Raw genomic sequence first — 21,639 nt, forward strand, 5'->3', positions numbered from 1 at the left:
ATGAGCCACAACAAAGGCCTCGCATTTGCGAGGCCTTCTGGTTTTATACTTGTTCGAATCTCGAGCTAGAAACTAGCTGCTACTTTGACACGTATCTTTACTGATCAGCTTCTCAACGATCAGTTGTCCGCGAGTGTTGCGAATCTTGATGTTGTAAGCCAAGCCCATGTCGAGGTTTGCTCTTACTTCAGAGTTGGTGCAGTAGCTATTCACACTCATGTCTACAACTTGGTTTAAAGGTTTAGCACCTTTTGCATCTTGGTTGTAGATCATCATGATTTCGATAACCGTGTTTTTTGCTAGCACGCGCATGACCGATAGCGGACCATACTCAATCGGCAAGCCTGCGGATAAAACGCCAGCGCGATGCTGCGCCATCATTTCTAGCTGTCTTTGTTTGTCTTGTTCACTTGATGAGCTGCAGCCTGCAAGCAGAACAGCGGCCAGTGAACCGATAATCCATTTTTTCACGTTAAAATACTTTCTTGAATGGTTTAACAATCACATTTTGGTAGACACCTGCAGCAATGTACGGGTCTGCGTCTGCCCATGCCTGTGCATCGTCTAAAGAATTAAACTCAGCAATCACAGTAGAACCTGTGAAGCCCGCTTCACCAGGGTTATCTGAATCAATCGCTGGCATTGGACCTGCTGTCAAAAGGCGGCCTTCATCGTGAAGTGTTTGTAGGCGTTCTAGATGTTGTGGGCGAACACTTAGGCGTTTTTCTAATGAATTTTCGACGTCTTGAGAAAAAATCACGTACCACATATTGAGATATCCTTATTTTACTTCACTAAATTGAGGGCGTTTAAATTCGCTATCTTGCTAATTTACGCGAACTAATGGGTATTGGAAGAGCTAATGATAAGAAATTGTGAAATGGTGCGGGAGAGTGAGAAGGTCTTTAGCATTTTTAATCGAAACGACTAAAGACCTTAAAGTGCGATAGGGCTGTCGAAAGTACTATTTATTAATTGGGCGGGGTTTACCGCTTTCGTCTACAGCAACGTAGTTGAATGTCGCGCCACACACCTTGTAGCGGTCACCGATGCCGTGATCAAGTACCGGCTTAACCCATACTTCTAGGTCGATATTCATCGAGCTGCGACCAATCTTGGTGCAGTCACCATAAACACATACCACATCACCCACTGAAACTGGTTGTTTGAACTCGATACCTGATACTGAAACCGTGACTATCTTGCCGTTAGAGATCTCTTTCGCCAGTATCCCGCCAGCAAGGTCGAGCTGAGACATTATCCAACCACCGAAAATCTGGCCTGCTGCATTGGTATCAGAAGGCATCGCCAAAGTGCGAAGAAGTAAAGAACCAATCGGGTTCAAAGTTGATTGAATAGTCATTGTTGTACTCTTAATGGTATTGATTGTTTTAAATTTAAATAGATGTGTTTGCGGGACTCGCGGTGGTCGTATTTTTAACGTATTCACCGAACACAAACAATCAGTGGCCAATGATCACGAGTATCATTGGCCACTGTTAAATAGCATATTGATAATAATTGTATCAAAAAGGGGATGAGGACTCATCCCTTAGGGTTACTTCTCGTCGGTATTTTTATCCGTTAACTCTTTCTGCTGGTCTTTTTGTAGATGCTGATCTTTTTGTAGATGCTGGTCTTTTGGCAAATGCTTATAAATATAGACACCCGTTAGCAAGGTAAATGCAAAAGTAGCGATCAGTAAGCCAAACACTTTGAAGTTTACCCAAACATCCAAGGGTAGGCTGAAAGCAACGTAAACGTTGAGAATGGCACATAGAGTAAAGAACAAAGTCCAAGCCCAGTTGATCTTGCTCCATACCGCTTCAGGAAGTGTGATCTCTTTACCCAGCATGCCTTTAATCGCTGACTTGTCCATGATGTGACTGACGGTCAGGCCGATAGCGAACAATGCATAAACGATGGTTACTTTCCATTTAATGAAGTTGTCATCGTGCAAGAAAATGGTCATGCCACCAAATACGGCAACCATCAGAAAGGTGATGATCTGCATTTTCTCTACTTTCTTGTAGATGACGTATGTCAAAACGATTTGTACTGCGGAAGCAACAATCAATGCACCTGTAGCCGTGTAGATGTCATACATCTTATACAGCGCAAAGAAAATAATGAGAGGAATGAAATCAAGGATTTGCTTCATGTGGCACTGACTGTCCAGTTAGTTGAGTTGCAGACAGTCTAACGAAAACTGTCTCGATGCTAAATAGCCCGAGACAATTGGGTGCTAATTAATTCCATGTAAATGCTTTATCTAGTCGGATCTTTTCATCATCGAGTTGGATAACGTTATCGCAATGATGTGGTTTGGTAGCGAGGTATTAGCTTCTTGATATCTTCAAGGTAACCTTCGCTCTTTAAGCTGTCTAAGGTGTTTTCGAGCTCTTGCTCACTCATGGCAAAACATGTCGATTTGCCTGTCGTTAGGTCGAGATACTCGTGATATTCACGCTCTGTGAAGTGGCCAATTCTGTCCATTAATAAGGTTTTAATTCCATGGTGAATCAAGCCGTAATACGTATGTCTTTGTAAGGTCATAGCCTATCCTCCGTGACAAGCTGCAGTGAAAATGTTGCAACCTGCTGTATATTGGTTGGGTTATCTATGACAAAGCAATTCGAATGCCATTTTCTCTAATTGAACGGAACATTTTCCCTACCAAATAGAATTGAACTTCTTTTCAAATAGTTAAAGCAAGGTACGTTCTATTCTCTGACAACCAATACGTAACAGACATAAAATAGTTTCATTTTGAGAACGATGAATTTCTCATTATGACGTACTACTGCCGATTATAGTGGAGCCTACCAACGATGATTGCCGCTAATCGACGAGCCAATCAACCAGCGTAGATAAGGATGTATTTTGTCGATTCTTAGGCTGCAGCAAGAAGTAACCATTTCCAGAAAAGACACTGCCTTCACTCACTTTCACCAACCTGCCCAAATCAATATCTTGCTTAGCCAGCGTGATATCGCCTATGGCAATGCCAAACCCTTGAATGGCTGCATTCATCGCTTGATCAAGTGTCGCGAATTGTTGGTTGTTCTTACTTGAAAGGTCATGACTTCCTATGTGCTCTAACCAAAGTCGCCAGTCACTTTGCTCATTGTTAGCGTGCAACCAAGTGTATTGAGCAAGCTTGTGTGGCTTGATGAAAGTAGAAGCGCTGCTTACAAGATGGCCCTGAATAATGCTTTGCGCCTGGCAGACCGGAGCCAGCTGCTCGTTGAACAATAACTGGCTCACAATCGATTGTTGGTTTGGTTTCTTACCATAGGTGATTACGGCGTCAAACGGGTCAAAGCTTGGTTCAAAAACGTGCTTGATGGTCGACGTGAGCTCGACATCAATTTCAGGGTAGGCTTGCTGAAAAGACATCAACTTGGGTAGCAGCCAAGAGGTAATACAGCTTGGTGCGTTGAGTTTGATCTTGGAGGGAGAGCTAGCCACTTGATTGAGAGCCGATTGCAGCTGATGAATCGTTCCTTGTATCAGGGGAACCAGTTCTTCTCCTTTCGGCGTTAAAGACAATCCTCGAGCATGGCGATAGAAGAGATCACAGCCAAGGCTTTCTTCAAACGACAATACCTGACGACTTACTGCACCTTGCGTAACATTGAGCTCATGTGCCGCTCGCGTAAAGTTGAGATGCCTTGCCGTCGACAAGAACGCGAGCAAGGTTTTAGTTGAAGGAAGTGTGCGATTCATATCTTTACCTATGACTTTTTATCATGGCTATTATGTGATTATTTCGATTCATTTATCAATAGTGTTCTGTTTGAATGTAAATACTTAATCATCATTTGTGATTCAATATGTGTATAAGTCACATTTTTTGAATATGAAGGCAGTGGTGAAGACATTTTGATTTTGTGAAAGGGATAGCTTCTTGACATCTTTTATCGATAGTTTAGTACCTCAGGCTGTAAAAAAATTAATACCTTACCAATCGGCAAGAAGAATTGGTGGTGATGGACGAGTCTGGCTAAACGCCAATGAATTGGAAAGCTCGTTGTTTCCAGGAGAAGCAAGCCACAATAGATACCCAGATTTTTTACCGCAAGATATTGCCAAAGCTTATCAAGCGTATTGCGGAACTGATGTTGCAACGGTTGCCGTTCGTGGCGCCGATGAAGCGATAGATTTACTGATCAGAACATTCTGTAAGCCAGCGAGTGACAATATACTTATTTGTTCACCAACGTATGCAATGTATGAGTTTTGCGCCGATGCATTGGCGATTAATACCTTGGATTCTCCATTGCAGGAAGACTTCAGCCTTAACGTCACTGATATTGTGAACAAAGCGAAGTTGGCTAATATCGTGTTTCTTTGCTCACCAAATAACCCAACGGGCAATGTGATTCCCAAATCGGATTTGATTCAGGTACTGGAAGGCACGATTGGAAAATCTCTAGTGGTAGTCGATGAAGCGTATATCGAATTTGAACCACAAACGTCAGCGGTGAGCCTTATTGAGCGTTATCCGCATTTGGTAGTGATTCGCACCTTGTCTAAGGCGTTTGGATTGGCTGCGGTCCGATGTGGCTTTATCTTAGCGAGTCAAAATGTGATGCAGTATGTCGCTAAATTAATTCCACCGTATCCAATGCCAGATTGCTCATCGCAAATCGTGTTAGACGCATTGTCTGATGACAGAGTTTCAGTGATGGAAGACGCCACACAAAAGCTGGTCGAACTACGTAACTGGTTTGCTTGTGAGTTAACGCAGTTTGATTTCATCGAGTCTGTTTACCCTTCATCGACGAACTTTATTTTGCTGCGTCAAAAACCTGGGCATCAAGTGTTCAGTGTATTGGCGAAGGATGGCATTGTGACAAGGAATCAAAACCACGAACCTGCTTTGCGTAACTGTGTTCGAATCAGTATTGGTAGCCAAGAGAGCATGTTAGAAGTGATAACGTCACTAACACGTTACCAAACCGAATTAGAAAAGAATCAACAAGGCAAACAAATTCAACAATCTCAACATAAAGAAACTCAATCTCAACTCGATAAAGATCATATCTAGGATGGCAATGATGAAAAAGATAATACTAGGACTCGCTTGTGCGGCCGCTTTACTTGGTACAACGGTACAGGCGAAAGAAATCCGTTTGGCGTCGGACTTTACGTATCCGCCATTCAACTATAAAAACAGTGACGGTGTGCCTGTCGGGTTTGATATTGAGATAGCTGATGCCTTGTGTGAGCAAGCCAAACTCGATTGTACTTGGGTTTCACAAAGTTGGGACTCGTTAATTCCAAGTTTGTTGGCAAGAAAGTCAGATGTGATCATGGCTTCAATGCGTATTACCGAAGAGCGTAAGCGTAAGGTTTTGTTCACCGATAAGTACTACCAAACACCAGCCGTGTTTGTTGCTGCTAAAAGCGCGGAATTCAGCGTCGATGAGGCAGGCTTAGCAGGTAAAACCATCGGTGTTCAGCAAGGTACGATTCACGATCGCTACGTAACAGACAAGTTTGGTGATGTGGCAAACATTAAACGCTATACCGGCCAAGATGAAGTTTATCTGGATCTGCAGAATGGTCGTTTAGATCTAACGTTTGGTAACTCCGACCAACTATCACTCGCTTTCTTAGATAAGAAAGAAGGAGAGGACTTTGAATTCAAAGGCAAAGCAGTGACCGACAAAGCCTACATTGGCGAAGGCACGGCACTAGCGTTAAGAAAGCAGGATTCAAAATTGGCGAAACAATTCAATGCCGCGATTGAAGAGATCAGAGCGAACGGTACTTACGACAAGATCGCCGCTAAGTACTTCACGTTTGATATTTATGGTGCTGATTTGTAATTCGTCTAACGCCTAAAAACTAGATCATCAAAAAAATCCGAGGGCTGTGAGGCTCTCGGATTTTTGTTACAAACAATTCGTCCTAGTAAGATTCCCACCGTTGTCTTTATCCCTGCTTATCCACTCTTGTTCCATACGCTCAGCCTAAAACCTTACCTCGACCACCTCAGAAATCGCAGTTCACGACTCGCTTTTTCAATCGATGAGACCTTCTTTGTCCGTGCTTAATTACTGATTTTAAGATCTTAAAATAACACAAATTTGCGCGTAATTTATTGCTAATAGACTGTTCTAAAAGCAGTTGAAAGCGATCGAAATTCCCCAAAAATCCGAAGTTAGACTGCTTAATGGTCTAATTGGTGCCAAATATGATTGGTATCACAATCAATTCAGCTCTCTGGCAAATAGATGAACCTTAGCTCACAAAATATACACATAGTATTGTAATACAAAATATATGAAGGTAAGAATATTGTAATGAAACGTTACGGTCATGAGCAGTATGCAATAGAACGTTAGATTTCAAGCTCAGCTAGAACGTGTCATATAAAAACTGCACCTCTTACAAAATGGATTCTGGAGAAGAACATGAAAAAACACCTACTGACGATTGCAGCGGCATCAATTCTGATGGCATTTGGCGCTCAAGCAAAAACTTTGACCTTAGGGCATGCAATGTCATTAGAAAGCGCAGCTCACCAAGGCATGGTGATCATGGCTGATAAAGTTAAAGAAAAATCGAATGGTGAACTTACGATTAAGATCTTTCCAAACGGTCAATTAGGCTCTGAACGTGACCAAGCGGAGCAAGTTGTTACTGGCGCGATTGATATGGCCAAAATCAATGGTGGGTTAGCCGAATCTTTTGAACCAACGTTTAAGGTTAATGCACTGCCTTTCTTATTCCGTGACGTTCCACATATGAGAACGTTCATGCGAAGTGAAGCTGCACAAGAGATGTTGCTTTCAAGTGAAGGTAAAGGCTTCATCGGTCTTACATTCTATGACTCAGGCACACGTAGCTTCTACGCTAAAAAAGCCATTAACTCACCGGCTGATCTAGCTGGTATGAAAGTTCGAGTTCCGGGTTCTCCAACCATGATGGAAATGGTTAACCTATTAGGTGGTAAAGCAACGCCTGTACCTTTCAATGAGGTATACACGGCGCTGCAACAAGGCGTAATTGACGGTGCTGAAAATAATATTTCTAGCTTAGTTGAAATGAAACACAGCGAAGTTGCCAAATTTTACTCTATGGACCAGCACATGATGACACCTGACGTGATCATCATTTCAGAATACAAATGGGGTTCATTAACGGCAGAAGAGCAAAAAATCTTAAAAGAAGCTGCTGCTGAGTCTCTTGAGGAGCAGATCAAAATCTGGGACGCAACAGATGACATGAACAAAGAGAAAGGAATGAAAGAAGGCGTAACGTTTGTTGAAGTTGATAAAGCCCCTTTCCGTGCAGCTGTTAAACCTATGATTGATGAGGCGAAAAAAGATCCAAAACTAGCTCCATTCATTGAAAAAATTGAAGCTCTTTAATCAGTCTTAGTGAAAATATAATTTTGCCTTGGCTTTGCTAAGGCAAAATTTTTTGAGGTATCACACCATGTTAGCAACTTTCAGAAACCTACTTGATAGGCTGATTCTTTTTGTCTCTTCTTTTGCACTCATGTTACTTGTCGTTACTGTCACTTGGCAGGTCTTTAGTCGTTATGTTTTGAATGATCCAAGTAACTGGACTGATGAACTTGCCCGTTATGCGATGGTATGGCTTGGCTTATTAGGGGCAAGCTACTTATTCGGTATCAAAGGACACTTAGCAATAACGTTATTGGATGGTTATCTTAAGGGTAAAGCACATATCGCATTACATGTACTCATCAATATCATTTCTGGCGCATTTGTATTTCTAGCAATGCTTCAAGGTGGCACCGCCCTAATGGGAAGAACCACACAACAACTCTCTCCAGCACTGCAATTACCGATGTCGACGGTTTATTCAATATTGCCGATTTCAGCCGTTATTATCCTCATCTATTTGGTCATGAATACGTTTGATCTTTTTTGTGAACCCAACAAAAAGTAAGTTTTAAAAGGACTCTATATTATGGATTTGTCCATTGGTGTTTGGCTGCTAGGCCTATTCTTATTCATGATCGCGATTAGCATGCCGATTGCGATTGCAATTGCCATGTCATCTTTAACGATCATGTATTTCATCTTACCGTTTGAAGTCGCCAGTATTACTGCGGGTCAAAAAATCATTACCGGTATCGATAGTTTCAGTTTATTAGCCATCCCTTTCTTTATCCTCGCTGGGAATATAATGAATGTGGGTGGCATCGCGAGTCGACTTATCAACCTTGCAAAGCTCTTGGTTGGTTGGATTCCGGGCTCACTTTTTCACGTGAACATCTTCGCCAATATGATGTTTGGCGCCGTTTCAGGATCAGCCGTTGCAGCTGCAGCTGCGGTTGGTAAAACCTTAGGCCCTGAATTAGAAAAAGATGGCTATGATAAAAACTTAGCAACAGCAGTAAACGTTGCATCTTGCCCGGCAGGCTTACTAATACCGCCGAGTAATTCATTGATCGTATTTTCAGTGGTATCGGGTGGAACATCCGTTGCGGCGCTGTTTATCGCAGGTTATGTCCCAGGTATTTTAATGGGCTTAAGTTGTATGGTCGTCGCCTATTTCATCGCTAAAAAGAAAGGTTACAAAACAAGTGCGAATGACGGCTTCACAGCAAAAGATGTGCTGAATATTGTTTGGCAAGCAACACCAAGCTTAGGGCTTATTGTTGTTGTTATTGGCGGTATTATTGGTGGGATTTTCACTGCAACAGAAGGGGCATGTATAGCGGTTCTATACTCTTTTATACTGTCACTCTGTTACCGAACTCTTAAATGGGCACACTTCCCGATAATTTGTAGAGAAACCGTTCAGGTCACTGGCATTATGCTGTTCTTGATTGGTGCTTCTACCATTATGTCATGGGCAATGGCGTTTACCGGTCTACCAACCATGATCAGTGATTGGATGCTCTCTATTTCAGACAATCCAATTATCATCTTTATTCTGATGAACCTGATTCTACTGATTGTGGGTATGTTTATGGACCTTACGCCAGCCGTATTGATCTTTACCCCTATCTTTATGCCGATTGCTGAGCATTTAGGCATGCATCCAATTCACTTTGCGATGATGATTATCTTCAACTTATGTATTGGTATTGCAACGCCACCCGTTGGTACGGCGCTATTTGTGGGTTGTAGTGTCAGTGGCTCCAAGATTGAGAATGTTATAAGAAGTATCATGCCGTTTTGTGCCGTATTGATCGTCACACTGTTGGCCATTACTTTTATTCCTGAAATTAGTTTGGCTCTGCCTCGTGCGTTTGGATTAATCAATTAGCATTACAAGGGTAAGATTTACCGACTCAATATTGATCATCACCTAATAAAAAACCGCCTGTATGAAGGCGGTTTTTTTATCAATCAAAACTGAAGCTTAATATTACGCTTGCTGTTTTTGTAGCTCAGCTTCTTTCGCTTCGTCTTCGATTAGAGAATCAACGATAACTGCACATGCTGCATCACCAGTGATGTTCAGAGCAGTACGGATCATATCGAAGATACGGTCTAGGGCGAACAACAGAGGTAGACCTTCAATAGGGATACCAGCTGCTAGAAGAACCGCAACCACCAGGAAAGAAGGACCTGGAACACCTGCTTGACCAACTGCGCCTAGAGTCGACGTTACGATGATAGCAATGTAAGCGCCCATAGACAGGTCGATGTTGAACAGCTGTGCGAAGAAGATAGCAACTAGGCCGTAGTAAATTGCGTTACCAGACATGTTGATCGTCGCACCAAGTGGCAGAACGAATGAAGCCGTAGAGTTACGAACACCAAGTTCTTTCTCTACCGTTTCCATTGTTACTGGCAGTGTTGCCATTGAAGAGGCTGTTGATAGTGCAACCGCTTGAGGCTTCTTCATTGCCACTAGGAACTTCTTCGCAGAAGTCTTAGTGAAGATTTGAATCATCAGTGGGTAAGCCACAAAGCCGAAGATAAGAATCGCAGCAATGTAGACAATGAACAGCTTGAACACGACCATAAGTGCGCCAAAACCGAATGTACCGACTGCTTCTGCCATTAGGCCAAATACGCCAAGTGGTGCAATGATCATAACCTTGTTGATCATCCAAACCATAGCGTCAACAATCGCGTTTACGCCATTGATGATTGGGTCGCGTTTTTCTTTCGCTTGTTTAGAAATCGCAATACCGAAGAATAAGCAGAAAACGAGAATTTGCAGAATGTTAGCTTCGTTCAGTGATTGGAAAACGTTGGTAGGGATCATGCCCGTGATGGTTGCCCAGAACGTTGGAAGTTCGCCTTTCGCAGCGTATTCAGAAGAGAACATACCTTCAACGCCAGAAACATCGATACCACGACCCGGTTCGAATACTTCACCCATTACAAGCGCTAGTGCTACAGCAAGTGCAGACGTTAGTGCAAAGTAACCCAGTGTAACCACACCAACTTTACCTGCTGATGAGCTATTACCTAGACCTGCAGCACCTGAAATTAGGGCGACTGCGACTAGAGGAATAACCAGCATCTTGATTAAATTGATGAAGATTGCGCCCAGTGGAGCGAACATTGTTGCGCTGTCACCCATCATTGCACCGACAGCGGTACCGATGATCATTGCAATAACGACTTGAACGCCGATGTTGCTTAGTAAACTCTTTTCTTTTAACACTTCCATAACCTCTGTGCTACTAAATATAAAAATCCCAGAACTACTCACCAATGTACGATGTACCATTGGATTAATATTTCGCGACGAGTTTTACACGTATCCTTTACATTTATCAATATGAGCAGAGGTGAAAGTCTCTGAAAAACAGGTGGTCTAATGTCATTTGTTGATTTTGCACAATAATGCAATCGTTTGCTTTGGTTTTTTATTGCGATGTTATTTGTTGAATTTATAAAAGACTTTTCGCTGGAGATTTTGTGAATGATTTGCAAGCGCTGGTATTGAAAACGTCTTGTTAACATTTTGATTTCATTTGCGAGTGTTTTTTGAACGCCTATGTTGGGGTGAATCCACAGTTACGTGTTGTGTGAAATTTAGCCTGAACTATGCTTAAGGTATCTATTTATTACCAAGATGTTACCTCTGCGCTTTAAATAAAACGTCTATCTAGCATCTCAGTTGTAAGGAGGGGGGCTATGACTTTTATATTAAAGTACTTGTTTGCGTTTCTTCTGTTGTTCAGCTCTGTGTTCGCTCAGGCCGATGATGTCTGGGTGATTGAGGTGAACGGAGGGATAGGTCCGGCGACCAGTGATTACCTCACTAGAGAAATAGAACAAGCTCACGATGAGCAAGCAAAGCTCATCATTTTGAAAATGAACACGCCTGGCGGGTTAGATTCGTCGATGCGTGACATTATTCGATCCATCACCACGTCACCGATTCCGATAGCAACTTGGGTTGGGCCTGCGGGTTCACGAGCAGCGAGTGCCGGAACCTATATTTTACTTGCCAGCCACGTTGCTTCCATGGCGCCCGGAACTAATCTAGGTGCAGCAACCCCTGTGTCGCTCGGTGGGGGCAAAGCGCCTGCTAATCCGTTATCTCCTCAAGACGATGCTAATAAAGATGATAACACTTCGGCGAGTGACCAAGACGAAACCAAACAAGAGAACTCAGACCAAGTAAAAGCCACCACTGCGATGGAAAAGAAAGTCATCAATGATGCTGCGGCTTACATTGTCAGTTTGGCTAAGTTACACAACCGTAATGAAGAATGGGCAGAAAAAGCGGTGCGAGAGGCAGCAAGTTTGGATTCTGAGAATGCACTGGCTCTTAACGTGATTGATTTTATTGCCAGCGACCTTCAGCAATTGGTTGAACTGAGTAACGGGCGCACCGTAACCATCAACGGTGTCAGTCAGGAAGTCCAACTTAGTGATGTTGCTTTTGTCGAGCGAGAACAAGACTGGCGCTTTAGTTTGCTGTCAGTGATCACGAACCCGAACGTTGCATATATTTTGATGCTGATTGGTATCTACGGTTTGTTACTCGAATTCTATAACCCCGGCGTCGGGCTACCGGGTGTTTTGGGGGGGATCTGTCTGTTATTAGCGATGTACTCCTTACAAATGCTGCCGGTGAGTTACGCGGGCCTTGCTTTAATCCTATTGGGAATTGCCTTAATGGTCGCAGAGGCCTTTAGCCCCAGTTTTGGCATCTTCGGTTTGGGTGGCGTCGCCGCATTCACATTGGGCTCGATCATGCTGATGGATACCGAAGTGCCGGGTTATCAAATCGCATTGCCGCTAATTATCGGGATCAGTTTGTTCTCTGTTGCCTTTATCGTCGTAACAATATCAATGCTAGTCCGAGTGAGAAACAAACCAGTGACTACGGGGATGGAAGCGGTAGTCGGTGACACGGGCAAAGTGGTAAGCGGCTTCCCCGGTGCGGGGCGTGTGCTAGTCGAAGGTGAGATCTGGCAAGCCAAATGTGCGAGTGAATTGCAAGTGGGGCAGATCATCAGAGTGACCAAGCTGACGGGGCTATCTTTGGATGTTGAGGCGCTGCCCGATGATACATCATCGAAATCTAGCTAGCGCGGCATGCTAGAACAAACGTTATTGAATTATTAATTGCTTAGCCATCGTTACCATTAGGGGGCGGTTATGTTTATACACACTATAGGTATTGTCATTGTGCTCGTTATCTTGTTGATAGCCAGCATGTTCAGAGTGCTGCGCGAATATGAACGTGCAGTGGTGTTCTTCCTTGGACGCTTTTATGGCGTTAAAGGACCGGGCTTGATTATCATCATTCCTTTCATCCAACAAATTGTGCGAGTGGATCTACGAACTATCGTGTTGGACGTGCCGACGCAAGATTTGATCACACGCGATAACGTGTCAGTGAAGGTGAATGCCGTGGTCTATTTTCGAGTGCTGGATCCGAAGATGGCGATCAACAACGTAGAGAACTACCTCGAAGCGACAAGCCAACTGTCACAAACAACGTTACGTTCAGTATTAGGACAGCATGAGTTGGATGAATTGCTGTCTGAGCGAGAAGAGCTCAATAGAGACTTGCAAGCGATACTGGATCAACACACGGATAACTGGGGGATCAAGATTGCCAATGTCGAGATCAAGCATGTTGATCTGGATGACAGTATGGTGCGAGCTCTAGCTAAGCAAGCCGAGGCGGAACGTTCACGTCGAGCTAAGGTGATCCATGCAACAGGGGAACTAGAAGCATCAACCAAGCTGAAAGAGGCTGCAGAGGTTCTTAATCAAGCGCCAAATGCGATTCAGCTGCGTTACATGCAAACACTAACAGAAGTAGCGAATGAGCGAACTTCCACAATCATATTCCCAATGCCCATCGATCTGGTCGAGAAGATAACCGACCCAATCAAAGCGACACTCAATGAGGCTGCAATCAAGAAAGCGATGAAAGCCGATGAGTGATTGGCTCAAATGAAGAGCAATAAAAAAGGCTCCACAACTGTGGAGCCTTTTAGTATTTGAATCGCTGGTTCTATTTAATGACCATTGATTACGAGCGTCGATTATTTCTGCGTAGCCGCTTTCATTGGCGTAACAAACTCCGCAAGGGCTTTAAGCATTGCTTCTGGTTGTTCAACGTTGTTTTCAATGATTTTAACTACGGCTGAGCCTGAGATAGCACCTGCAGCGCCAGCTACAATCGCTTCTTTCACTTGTTCAGGAGCCGAGATACCGAAACCAAGCAGTGCTGGTGGCGCATCGAACTTGTTCAAGCGATCAAGCAGTGCCGTTACTGGCATGTTTGCTTTTGTTTCTGCGCCCGTTACTCCTGAGCGAGAAAGTAGGTAAGTGTAGCCGCCACCTAGCTCAGATACTGATTGAAGCGTTTCATCGCTTGCTGTTGGTGGAGCAATAAAGATTGGGTGAACGCCAAACTTTTCAGCTGCAGCAACAAATTCACCGCTTTCATTGGTAGGTACATCAGCAATCAATACTGAATCGATACCTGCTTTTGCGCAGCGTTCGTAAAAATTTTCTATACCACGTGCGTAAACCAGGTTTGCGTACATCAGTAGGCCGATTGGCAGCTCTGGGTATTTAGCTCGAATTTGACCGATAAGATCGAAGCACACATCTGGCGTTACTTTTGAATCTAACGCGCGAATGTTTGCGCCTTGGATTGTCGGGCCATCTGCAAGCGGATCTGAGAATGGAATACCAAGCTCAAGAGCATCAGCACCCGCTTCAACTAGCGTTTCCATGATCTTAAGTGATTGCTCAGGGTTAGGATCGCCAACCGTTACGAATGGTACGAATGCGCCCTGATTCTTTTCAGCTAAGCGAGTGAAGAGTGATTGATAGCGATCCATTATAATGCTCCTTTCTCTTTAAGAATGTCGTGTACGGAGAAAATGTCTTTGTCACCACGACCAGATAAGTTAACCACTAATAGCTGTTCTTTCTCTGGGTCGTCGTGAGCCATTTTGACAGCGTGAGCCACAGCATGAGATGACTCTAGTGCTGCGATAATACCTTCTTTGCGTGCAATCAATTGGAACGCTTCTAGCGCTTCATCGTCGGTTACGTTGTCGTATTCAGCACGGCCAATAGCATTTAGGTGCGCGTGTTGAGGACCAACTGATGGGAAATCTAGACCCGCAGAAACAGAGTAAGACTCTTCTACTTGGCCGTTCTCATCTTGCATCAGTGGTGCTTTCATACCGAAGAAGATACCGGTTTTACCGTGCTTAAGTGGCGCGCCGTGTTGGTCGGTATCAATACCTTTACCAGCAGGCTCTACACCGATCAGGCGAACAGACTCTTCTTCAATGAAGTCAGCGAACATACCGATAGCGTTTGAACCACCGCCGACACAAGCGATAACGGCATCTGGAAGGCGACCTTCACGAGCTAAGATTTGGTGCTTCGTTTCTTCACCAATCATGCGTTGGAAATCACGAACAATCGTTGGGAATGGGTGAGGACCCGCTGCAGTACCCAATAGGTAGTGCGCGTCTTCATAAGTTGCAGACCAGTCACGTAGTGCTTCGTTACATGCGTCTTTTAGCGTTGAAGAGCCAGAATGAACAGGAATAACCTCTGCGCCCATTAGCTTCATGCGGAATACGTTCGGGCTTTGACGCTCAACGTCTTTTGCACCCATGTAAACGCGACACTTAAGGCCTAGTAGAGCACACGCTAACGCCGTCGCAACACCGTGTTGACCTGCGCCTGTTTCAGCGATGATTTCTTGCTTACCCATACGTTTTGCTAGCAATGCTTGGCCAAGAACTTGGTTTGTCTTGTGAGCGCCGCCGTGAAGTAGATCTTCACGCTTTAGGTACAGTTTGGTTTTTGTACCTTTAGTCAGGTTACGCGTTAGCGTTAGTGCAGTTGGGCGACCTGCGTACTCTTGCAGAAGCGTCATGAATTCACTGCGGAACTCAGGATCGGCTTGTGCATCAATAAATGCTTGTTCTAGTTGGTCTAGTGCTGGCACTAGGATCTGCGGTACGTATTGACCACCGTATTCACCGAAGTAGGCATCGAGTTTAGCCATTGTGTTATTCCTTCAATTCTATTGGAGTGTCTTCACACCAAGTCATTTAATCTTGCTTGAGCTTCGCAAAAGGCAAAGCCCACAAATATGTTTTTAGTTTCTGCTTTCTAATTCCTAGAGCCGAGCTTGGACTAGTAATTACGAATCGCTGCAAAAGCGCGTTGCAGTTTGTCTGCGTCTTTTTTACCTGGAGCGGATTCAACGCCTGAGTTTAGGTCTAGCCCTAAGCAGCCTAGTTTCGCTGCTTGGTTAGCATTGTCTGGGTTTAGGCCACCCGCCAACATGATTGCGCTTTGGTTGTTGATTAGGCTCCAATCAAATGCTTGACCTGTACCACCCGTTTGAGAACCCACTTTAGTATCTAGCAGGTGACGAGTCACGTTGCTTTTCAGTAATTCTGGTAGCGCGCTTTTAGCACCGTTTTCAGCGCCGTTTTCAGCACTGCAAGCAACACCGTAAGCTTTCCAAATCTCAACGTGTTCAGGTAGAGATTGTTTTAGTTCATCGACAAATGCTTGAGACTCATCACCGTGTAGTTGCACCGCAAACAGACCGAGTTCAGAAACTGTGTTAGCAACGTCAGCAACACTATGATTTTGGAACACACCCACGTAGTTCAAAGGTGCGCCGCTCATGGTTAAACGAGCTGCCTCGATATCCACATGACGCTTAGACGCTTCAACGAAAATCAAACCACCGAATACTGCACCTGCTTGATACGCTTTCGCGGCATCGTCAGAGTGAGTTAAACCACACACCTTGTTTTCACCGAGTGTCACTTTACGCACCGCAAGCTCTAGGTTCTTTTCAGCCATCAGAGAGCTACCGATTAGGAAGCCGTCTGCAAATGTTGAAAGGTCACGTACTTGCTGATGATTGTAGATGCCAGACTCTGAAATCACGACTGCGTTTGGAGCCAGTTCGCGAATCAGCGGAGCCAACTCTTTAGTACGGTTCAAATCCGTCGAAAGGTCACGTAGGTTACGGTTATTAATACCGATCACTTTTGCTTTTAAAGCGACAGCGCGATGAAGCTCTTCTTCGTTGCTGACTTCGGTAAGTACACCCATGTTTAGCGAGTGAGCGACTTCAGCAAGCGCTTGGTACTCTTCGTCATTCAATACCGATAGCATCAACAAGATAGCATCAGCTGAGTAGTGACGAGCTAGGTAAACTTGGTAGGTATCAACCATGAAGTCTTTACAAAGAATAGGCTGCTTAGCAATGCTGCGAACCTTTGGTAAAAACTCAAAGTCACCTTGAAAGTATTTCTCGTCTGTCAGTACTGAAATTGCGTTGGCGTGGTTGTTGTACACCGATGCAATGTAGTCCAAATCAAACTCGTCACGGATTAAACCTTTTGACGGAGATGCCTTCTTACATTCAGTGATGAAAACCGTTTGTTCGCCGCTCAATGCATCATAAAAGCTGCGGTCTGTTGCGGTTAACGCTGCTTTAAACTCGTCCAATGGTTGAGTTTGCTTACGCGCTTCAACCCATTGGTATTTGTCACGAACGATTTTTGCTAATACTTCCGCCATTTCAGCGTCTTTGACTGAAACGTGGGTCGACAGTTTATCGGTAGTCTGTGTCATATTCTTTGTCTCAACTCCGTCGTTCGTTAGGCGTGTGCAGCAAGCTTTTGTACAAGCTCGTATGCTTTGCCAGAGTTCATCGCGTCAATCGCTTGCTGTGTGTTGGCTTTTAGATCTTCGTGACCAAATAGACGCATTAGCAGAGCAACGTTGACTGCCACAGCGCCAACTTGAGCATCTGTGCCTTTACCCGTCAGGATATCGGTTGTGATGGCTTTGTTCTCTTCTGGCTCGCCGCCCTTGATTGCTTCAAGAGGGTGAGTGTTCAGGCCAAAGTCTGCCGGTGTCACTGTGTACTCGTGAATTTTGCCATCTTTAATTTCAGCAACGATTGTCTCGCCATGAATAGCCACTTCATCAAGGCCACTACCATGCACAACTGCAGCACGCTTCATACCCATTTGCAGCATGGTTTCCGCGATAGGGCGGACGAGCTCTTTGCTGTAAACACCCATTAACTCGATATTAGGGCGAGCAGGGTTAATCAGTGGACCAAGGATGTTGAAGATAGTGCGCGTTTTCATCGTCTGACGAACCGGCATCGCGTGACGTACACCGACGTGATATTGCGGAGCAAATAGGAATGCTACGCCAAGTTCGTCGACTGCAGTACGAGTGTCTTCTGCTGTCATCGCTAGGTTAATACCGAACGAATCCAGTAGGTCAGAAGAGCCTGATTTGCTCGATACGCTGCGGTTGCCGTGCTTAGCTATTTTTAAACCACACGCTGCTGCTACAAATGCAGAAGTTGTAGAAATGTTGATGGTGTCATGACCGTCGCCACCTGTACCTACGATGTCTGCAAAATCGTAATCAGGACGTGGGAACGGGTTTGCATTGGCAAGCAGTGCTTTCGCTGCGCCAGCGATTTCATCCGGCGTTTCGCCTTTGATTTTCAGTGCAGTAAGCGCAGAAGCCATCAAGATTGGGTCTAGTTCGCCCTTGATGATCACATCAAACAGTTGTTGGCTTTCTTCTTGAGTAAGAGACTGTTGTTCGTAAAGTTTATTAATCTGTTCCATGATCGTTTCCTAGTTAGTCTTTTTATCAAGAGTAGAGCTTTTCTCTAGATGAAGAGGTTTCTCAAGAGCCCATTCGATAGCGTTCGCTAGAAGCGTTGCACCGTAGGTCGTCATAATCGATTCAGGGTGGAATTGGAATCCACAAACCTTGTCTTGTTCTTGAACTACAGACATCACCAAATCATCGACTTCAGCGGTCACCGTTAAGCTATCGGATACATGCGTTGCAACCAAAGAGTGGTAGCGAGCGATAGCCAGCGGCGAAGGTAAGCCTTGGTAAGTCGCATGGTTTTGGTGTTCCATCATCGACACCTTACCATGAATGATTTCGCCAGCGCCTGCAACGGTGCCGCCGTAGGCCTCAACAATAGCTTGGTGGCCTAAGCAAATACCAATCATTGGCACCTTGCCTTTTAGCAGCTGAATTAGCTCAGGCATGCAGCCCGCATCCGCTGGAGCGCCAGGGCCTGGTGAAAGCAGTGCAACAGGGTTGTCTAGTTCGTTGATCGCCGCTTCAACTACTTTTGCAGGAATGTTGTTACGGTAAATTTTTACGCTGTGACCTAATGAACGAAATTGGTCTACAAGGTTGTAAGTGAACGAGTCGAAGTTATCGATGAATACAATATCAGCCATGATTACGACTCCTTCTTATTTGGTGTGCTTTGGCTTGGTGCCGTATTTTTAGTATGAGCAGCTTGAATCGCAGAGATGACCGCTTGAGCTTTGCCGCGAGTTTCATCGGCTTCTGCTTGTGGGTCTGAATCGAATACCACACCAGCACCTGCTTGTACTTGTGCCACGCCATCTTCAACGTAAGCAGAGCGAATTACGATACAAGTATCTAAAGTGCCTTCACCGGTTAGATAACCGACTGCACCACCGTAGCTACCACGACGCGTTTTTTCTACGTCACGAATAAGCTGCATTGCGCGGATTTTTGGTGCGCCCGTTAGCGTGCCCATGTTCATACAAGCTTGGTAAGCGTGCAGAGCATCTAAGTCTTCACGTAGCTGACCAACAACACGAGAAACCAAGTGCATTACATGACTGTAGCGATCCACTTTCAGCAAGTCTGCTACGTGGCGAGTGCCGGCTTCCGCAATACGAGCCACATCGTTACGTGCTAGGTCAACAAGCATCATGTGCTCAGCGTTTTCTTTCTTGTCGGTACGCAGTTCAAGCTCAATACGGCTGTCTAGGTCGAAATCGATTTGGCCATTTGGGCGCTTACCACGACGGCGAGTACCAGCAATTGGGTAAATCTCGATTTGGTTGGTTTCGGTTTCGTATTTCAGAGCACTTTCTGGAGAAGCACCAAACAGAGTAAACAGCTCGTCTTGCATATAGAACATGTAAGGGCTTGGATTACTTTGCTTGAGCTCTTTATAAGCCGCAAGTGGAGCAGGGCAAGGCAGCGTGAAGCGGCGTGAAGGTACAACTTGGAATACATCGCCTTTAACTACGTACTCTTTTAAGTCACGAACCGTTTGGCAGAAGTCTTCATCTGAAACACTTGGTACAGCTTCAACGTTGTCGAGCGGCGTCACTTCTGTGATGGCTTTCAATGACTGACATTGTGTCTGAATGTCAGCTAGACGCTCAGTTAATTGTGTTCTGATGTTTTCATCTTGAGTGAACAAGCTGGCGTGAAGCAGACCTTCGTTCTCTTGGTGATCGAAACGCAATAGTGTTTCCGCAACGTAGAAAACAAAGTCAGGGCAGTTGTTAGTCGCTTCAGCATCACCTAGCGGTTCAAAGTTCGCCACGATGTCGTAAGCGAATAGGCCCGCCATGAATAACGCGTGCTTGTTATCCGCGTCTTGCTCAAAGCTGTGTTGAACCAAACGCAGTGCATCGAATGAAGAAGCTTCTCTTAAACGTGAGTCTTCATCTAATTCGTTGCTTGGCTCGACAAAAGTCAGCGTCAAAACGTTATTGGTAAGGTCAGATTCAATTTCTGCTTTAACGTTTTGAGTTAGATGTTCGATAAGCGCTTGACCATTTTCAGTCAATGCTTGGAAGGTTACTTCATGTCCGCGACATACGATGCGAACAGCAGAGTCGATAAGGAGTAGGCTTGTCAGGTTCTGTTTAGATTCAATCTCAGCAGATTCCAACAACAGGCTGTCTGTTTTGTTTTCACACAAAGTATGAAAAACGCTGGTTGGATCTTGCGAGTAAGGAACTGAAGAATTGATGACCTCAATGGTTCCCAGCTTTTTGATTTCAATGGCCTTGTTCACAAGACCTCCTTTATGATTCTTTAAATTTCCTGCCGTACATAGTCGCATAAAGATACCTTTCACCCAATCTAGAATATGGTCAATTCGATGATTTGTTAGTCAGTTGAATGTGAGATGTTCGACAAATTAAAAAGCCCGCTATTAAAGCGGGCTTAGTGATAACTTTTTTATAAACAAACTGTTTAACTAGAAGTACACGTTAGCCCACCAAGAACTTGTCCAAGTGCGCCACCAATTAAGCTCCGAACTTGCTTCTACTGAAGAAAGTTCTAAAACTTTATCTTTATGGTTTTGGTTAAATTCTTGTAACATGGTGAACCTATCAAATGTGATACTTCGTATTTGTGTACTAGTTAACTAGTTTTGCGATTGCAGGTCAAGTGCGTTGACACAAATATAACGATAAAAATTGAAAACAATGAAAAAGAATATATGAGAATTGATCTACATAGTCATACAACAGCCTCAGATGGCCGACTTACTCCACCTGAACTGATTGACCGAGCGCTAGGCTTTAATATCGAAGCGTTAGCGATTACAGATCATGATACGACTGATGGGCTTGCTGAAGCGCGCAGCTATATTGCTGATAACAACCTTCCTATCCAGTTGATCAACGGCATTGAGATTTCGACTGTTTGGCAAAACAAAGATATCCATATTGTTGGGTTAAATGTTGATCCGGAGTCACCAGAGCTAAAAGCGTTAATTGAACAACAGAAGCAACACCGTGTCGGGCGTGCAGAGATGATTGCTCAACGTCTTGAGAAAGCGACTCGTGAAGGGTTGCTAGAAGAAGTTAAGTTGATAGCTGGTGACGCGCCTATCACTCGTGCTCACTTTGCTAAGTGGTTAGTCGATAACGGCTACGCAAAAACCATGCAGCAGGTGTTTAAAAAGTTTCTGACTCGCAATAACCCAGGTTATGTGCCGCCAACGTGGTGTTCAATGAGTGATGCTGTAACGGCTATTCATGCTGCTGGTGGTCAAGCCGTATTAGCTCACCCCGGGCGATATGGCTTAACAGCGAAGTGGGTTAAGCGTCTGTTAGCTGCATTTGTTGAAGCAAAAGGTGACGCCATGGAAGTCGCTCAGCCTCAGCAAGCGCAACAAGAAAGACGCACACTTGCGGATTATGCTATACAATACAAACTATTAGCCTCCCAAGGCAGTGACTTCCATTATCCATCTCCGTGGATGGAACTTGGACGTAATCTCTGGCTACCTTCTGGGGTCGAAGAAGTATGGAAAGATTGGGAGTTTCAAACGGTTTCACCAACTGATACCGATGACAGTATTTAGGTGAACCAG

The 21,639-nt window shown here is 44.5% G+C and carries 22 protein-coding genes and 1 other annotated feature; of the genes, 8 read left to right on the forward strand and 14 right to left on the reverse strand.

Annotation, left to right across the window (positions count from 1 at the left end):
• Positions 1-72 precede the first annotated feature (72 nt).
• The 6 genes from AACU28_RS14380 to AACU28_RS14405 form a co-directional block, all read right to left on the reverse strand.
• Positions 73-471 carry a GspS/AspS pilotin family protein gene (locus tag AACU28_RS14380; protein WP_004736511.1) on the reverse strand — a complete coding sequence of 133 codons (399 nt, stop codon included), beginning with the start codon at positions 469-471 and terminating at the stop codon, positions 73-75.
• Between the two features lies 1 nt (position 472).
• The gene (locus AACU28_RS14385) at positions 473-769 is read right to left on the reverse strand and encodes a YciI family protein (RefSeq protein ID WP_004736512.1); all 297 of its coding nucleotides are present in this window, start codon (positions 767-769) and stop codon (positions 473-475) included.
• A 195-nt stretch (positions 770-964) separates the two neighbouring features.
• On the reverse strand, positions 965-1,363 hold the full coding sequence (gene yciA, locus AACU28_RS14390) for an acyl-CoA thioester hydrolase YciA (RefSeq protein WP_004736513.1): 399 nt from the start codon (positions 1,361-1,363) through the stop codon (positions 965-967).
• A 195-nt stretch (positions 1,364-1,558) separates the two neighbouring features.
• Complete coding sequence (locus AACU28_RS14395; protein WP_121603105.1) at positions 1,559-2,161, reverse strand: septation protein A; 603 nt, start codon at positions 2,159-2,161, stop codon at positions 1,559-1,561.
• Between the two features lie 146 nt (positions 2,162-2,307).
• Positions 2,308-2,556, reverse strand: coding sequence for a hypothetical protein (locus AACU28_RS14400; protein WP_121603106.1), 249 nt, complete (start codon positions 2,554-2,556; stop codon positions 2,308-2,310).
• 285 nt (positions 2,557-2,841) lie between these two features.
• Positions 2,842-3,729 carry a LysR substrate-binding domain-containing protein gene (locus AACU28_RS14405; protein ID WP_121603107.1) on the reverse strand — a complete coding sequence of 296 codons (888 nt, stop codon included), beginning with the start codon at positions 3,727-3,729 and terminating at the stop codon, positions 2,842-2,844.
• A 181-nt stretch (positions 3,730-3,910) separates the two neighbouring features.
• Between AACU28_RS14405 and hisC the strand changes: the two genes are divergently transcribed.
• The 5 genes from hisC to AACU28_RS14430 all read left to right on the forward strand — a co-directional run bounded on the left by hisC (position 3,911) and on the right by AACU28_RS14430 (position 9,261).
• Complete coding sequence (hisC, locus tag AACU28_RS14410; RefSeq protein WP_121603108.1) at positions 3,911-5,053, forward strand: histidinol-phosphate transaminase; 1,143 nt, start codon at positions 3,911-3,913, stop codon at positions 5,051-5,053.
• Positions 5,054-5,063: 10 nt separating this feature from the next.
• Entirely contained in the window at positions 5,064-5,837 is a 774-nt protein-coding gene (locus AACU28_RS14415) for an ABC transporter substrate-binding protein (protein ID WP_121603681.1), read from the forward strand.
• A 588-nt stretch (positions 5,838-6,425) separates the two neighbouring features.
• Positions 6,426-7,385, forward strand: a complete 960-nt coding sequence (locus AACU28_RS14420; protein ID WP_017063537.1) for a TRAP transporter substrate-binding protein — start codon at positions 6,426-6,428, stop codon at positions 7,383-7,385.
• 67 nt (positions 7,386-7,452) lie between these two features.
• Positions 7,453-7,932 (forward strand): TRAP transporter small permease, encoded by a 480-nt coding sequence (locus AACU28_RS14425; protein ID WP_102502908.1) that lies wholly within the window; start codon positions 7,453-7,455, stop codon positions 7,930-7,932.
• Between the two features lie 21 nt (positions 7,933-7,953).
• Positions 7,954-9,261 (forward strand): TRAP transporter large permease, encoded by a 1,308-nt coding sequence (locus AACU28_RS14430; RefSeq protein WP_017078210.1) that lies wholly within the window; start codon positions 7,954-7,956, stop codon positions 9,259-9,261.
• A 102-nt stretch (positions 9,262-9,363) separates the two neighbouring features.
• On the opposite strand, the gene AACU28_RS14435 is transcribed toward AACU28_RS14430, so the two are convergent.
• Entirely contained in the window at positions 9,364-10,683 is a 1,320-nt protein-coding gene (locus tag AACU28_RS14435; protein WP_017078211.1) for a dicarboxylate/amino acid:cation symporter, read from the reverse strand.
• A 410-nt stretch (positions 10,684-11,093) separates the two neighbouring features.
• Here AACU28_RS14435 and AACU28_RS14440 point away from each other — a divergent pair, with 410 nt between their 5' ends.
• Positions 11,094-12,500 (forward strand): NfeD family protein, encoded by a 1,407-nt coding sequence (locus AACU28_RS14440; protein WP_121603109.1) that lies wholly within the window; start codon positions 11,094-11,096, stop codon positions 12,498-12,500.
• Between the two features lie 69 nt (positions 12,501-12,569).
• Complete coding sequence (locus AACU28_RS14445) at positions 12,570-13,367, forward strand: slipin family protein (RefSeq protein WP_004729804.1); 798 nt, start codon at positions 12,570-12,572, stop codon at positions 13,365-13,367.
• Positions 13,368-13,468: 101 nt separating this feature from the next.
• On the opposite strand, the gene trpA is transcribed toward AACU28_RS14445, so the two are convergent.
• The 7 genes from trpA to AACU28_RS14480 all read right to left on the reverse strand — a co-directional run bounded on the left by trpA (position 13,469) and on the right by AACU28_RS14480 (position 20,640).
• Positions 13,469-14,275, reverse strand: a complete 807-nt coding sequence (gene trpA / locus AACU28_RS14450) for a tryptophan synthase subunit alpha (RefSeq protein ID WP_004729802.1) — start codon at positions 14,273-14,275, stop codon at positions 13,469-13,471.
• A complete protein-coding gene (trpB, locus tag AACU28_RS14455; RefSeq protein WP_004729801.1) occupies positions 14,275-15,465 on the reverse strand; it encodes a tryptophan synthase subunit beta in 1,191 nt (396 codons plus the stop codon). The genes trpA and trpB overlap by 1 nt, the downstream gene beginning before the upstream one ends.
• Before the next feature lie 131 nt (positions 15,466-15,596).
• Positions 15,597-17,060: a bifunctional indole-3-glycerol-phosphate synthase TrpC/phosphoribosylanthranilate isomerase TrpF gene (gene trpCF, locus AACU28_RS14460; protein WP_121603110.1), complete on the reverse strand. Its 1,464-nt coding sequence runs from the start codon at positions 17,058-17,060 to the stop codon at positions 15,597-15,599.
• Between the two features lie 26 nt (positions 17,061-17,086).
• Complete coding sequence (gene trpD / locus AACU28_RS14465; protein ID WP_017080967.1) at positions 17,087-18,082, reverse strand: anthranilate phosphoribosyltransferase; 996 nt, start codon at positions 18,080-18,082, stop codon at positions 17,087-17,089.
• A 9-nt stretch (positions 18,083-18,091) separates the two neighbouring features.
• The gene (locus AACU28_RS14470) at positions 18,092-18,718 is read right to left on the reverse strand and encodes an aminodeoxychorismate/anthranilate synthase component II (RefSeq protein WP_004729794.1); all 627 of its coding nucleotides are present in this window, start codon (positions 18,716-18,718) and stop codon (positions 18,092-18,094) included.
• Between the two features lie 2 nt (positions 18,719-18,720).
• Positions 18,721-20,328 (reverse strand): anthranilate synthase component 1, encoded by a 1,608-nt coding sequence (locus tag AACU28_RS14475; RefSeq protein WP_102447675.1) that lies wholly within the window; start codon positions 20,326-20,328, stop codon positions 18,721-18,723.
• A 125-nt stretch (positions 20,329-20,453) separates the two neighbouring features.
• Positions 20,454-20,568, reverse strand: a sequence feature (Trp leader region).
• A complete protein-coding gene (locus AACU28_RS14480; RefSeq protein ID WP_009848753.1) occupies positions 20,515-20,640 on the reverse strand; it encodes a trp operon leader peptide in 126 nt (41 codons plus the stop codon). (Overlaps the previous feature by 54 nt.)
• A gap of 120 nt (positions 20,641-20,760) precedes the next feature.
• On the opposite strand from AACU28_RS14480, the gene rnm reads away from it, so the two are divergent.
• Positions 20,761-21,630 carry an RNase RNM gene (gene rnm / locus AACU28_RS14485; RefSeq protein WP_004729788.1) on the forward strand — a complete coding sequence of 290 codons (870 nt, stop codon included), beginning with the start codon at positions 20,761-20,763 and terminating at the stop codon, positions 21,628-21,630.
• The last annotated feature ends 9 nt before the right edge of the window (positions 21,631-21,639 follow it).

This window comes from Vibrio sp. SBT000027, assembly GCF_963894355.1.
Classification (GTDB): Bacteria; Pseudomonadota; Gammaproteobacteria; order Enterobacterales; family Vibrionaceae; genus Vibrio; species Vibrio splendidus.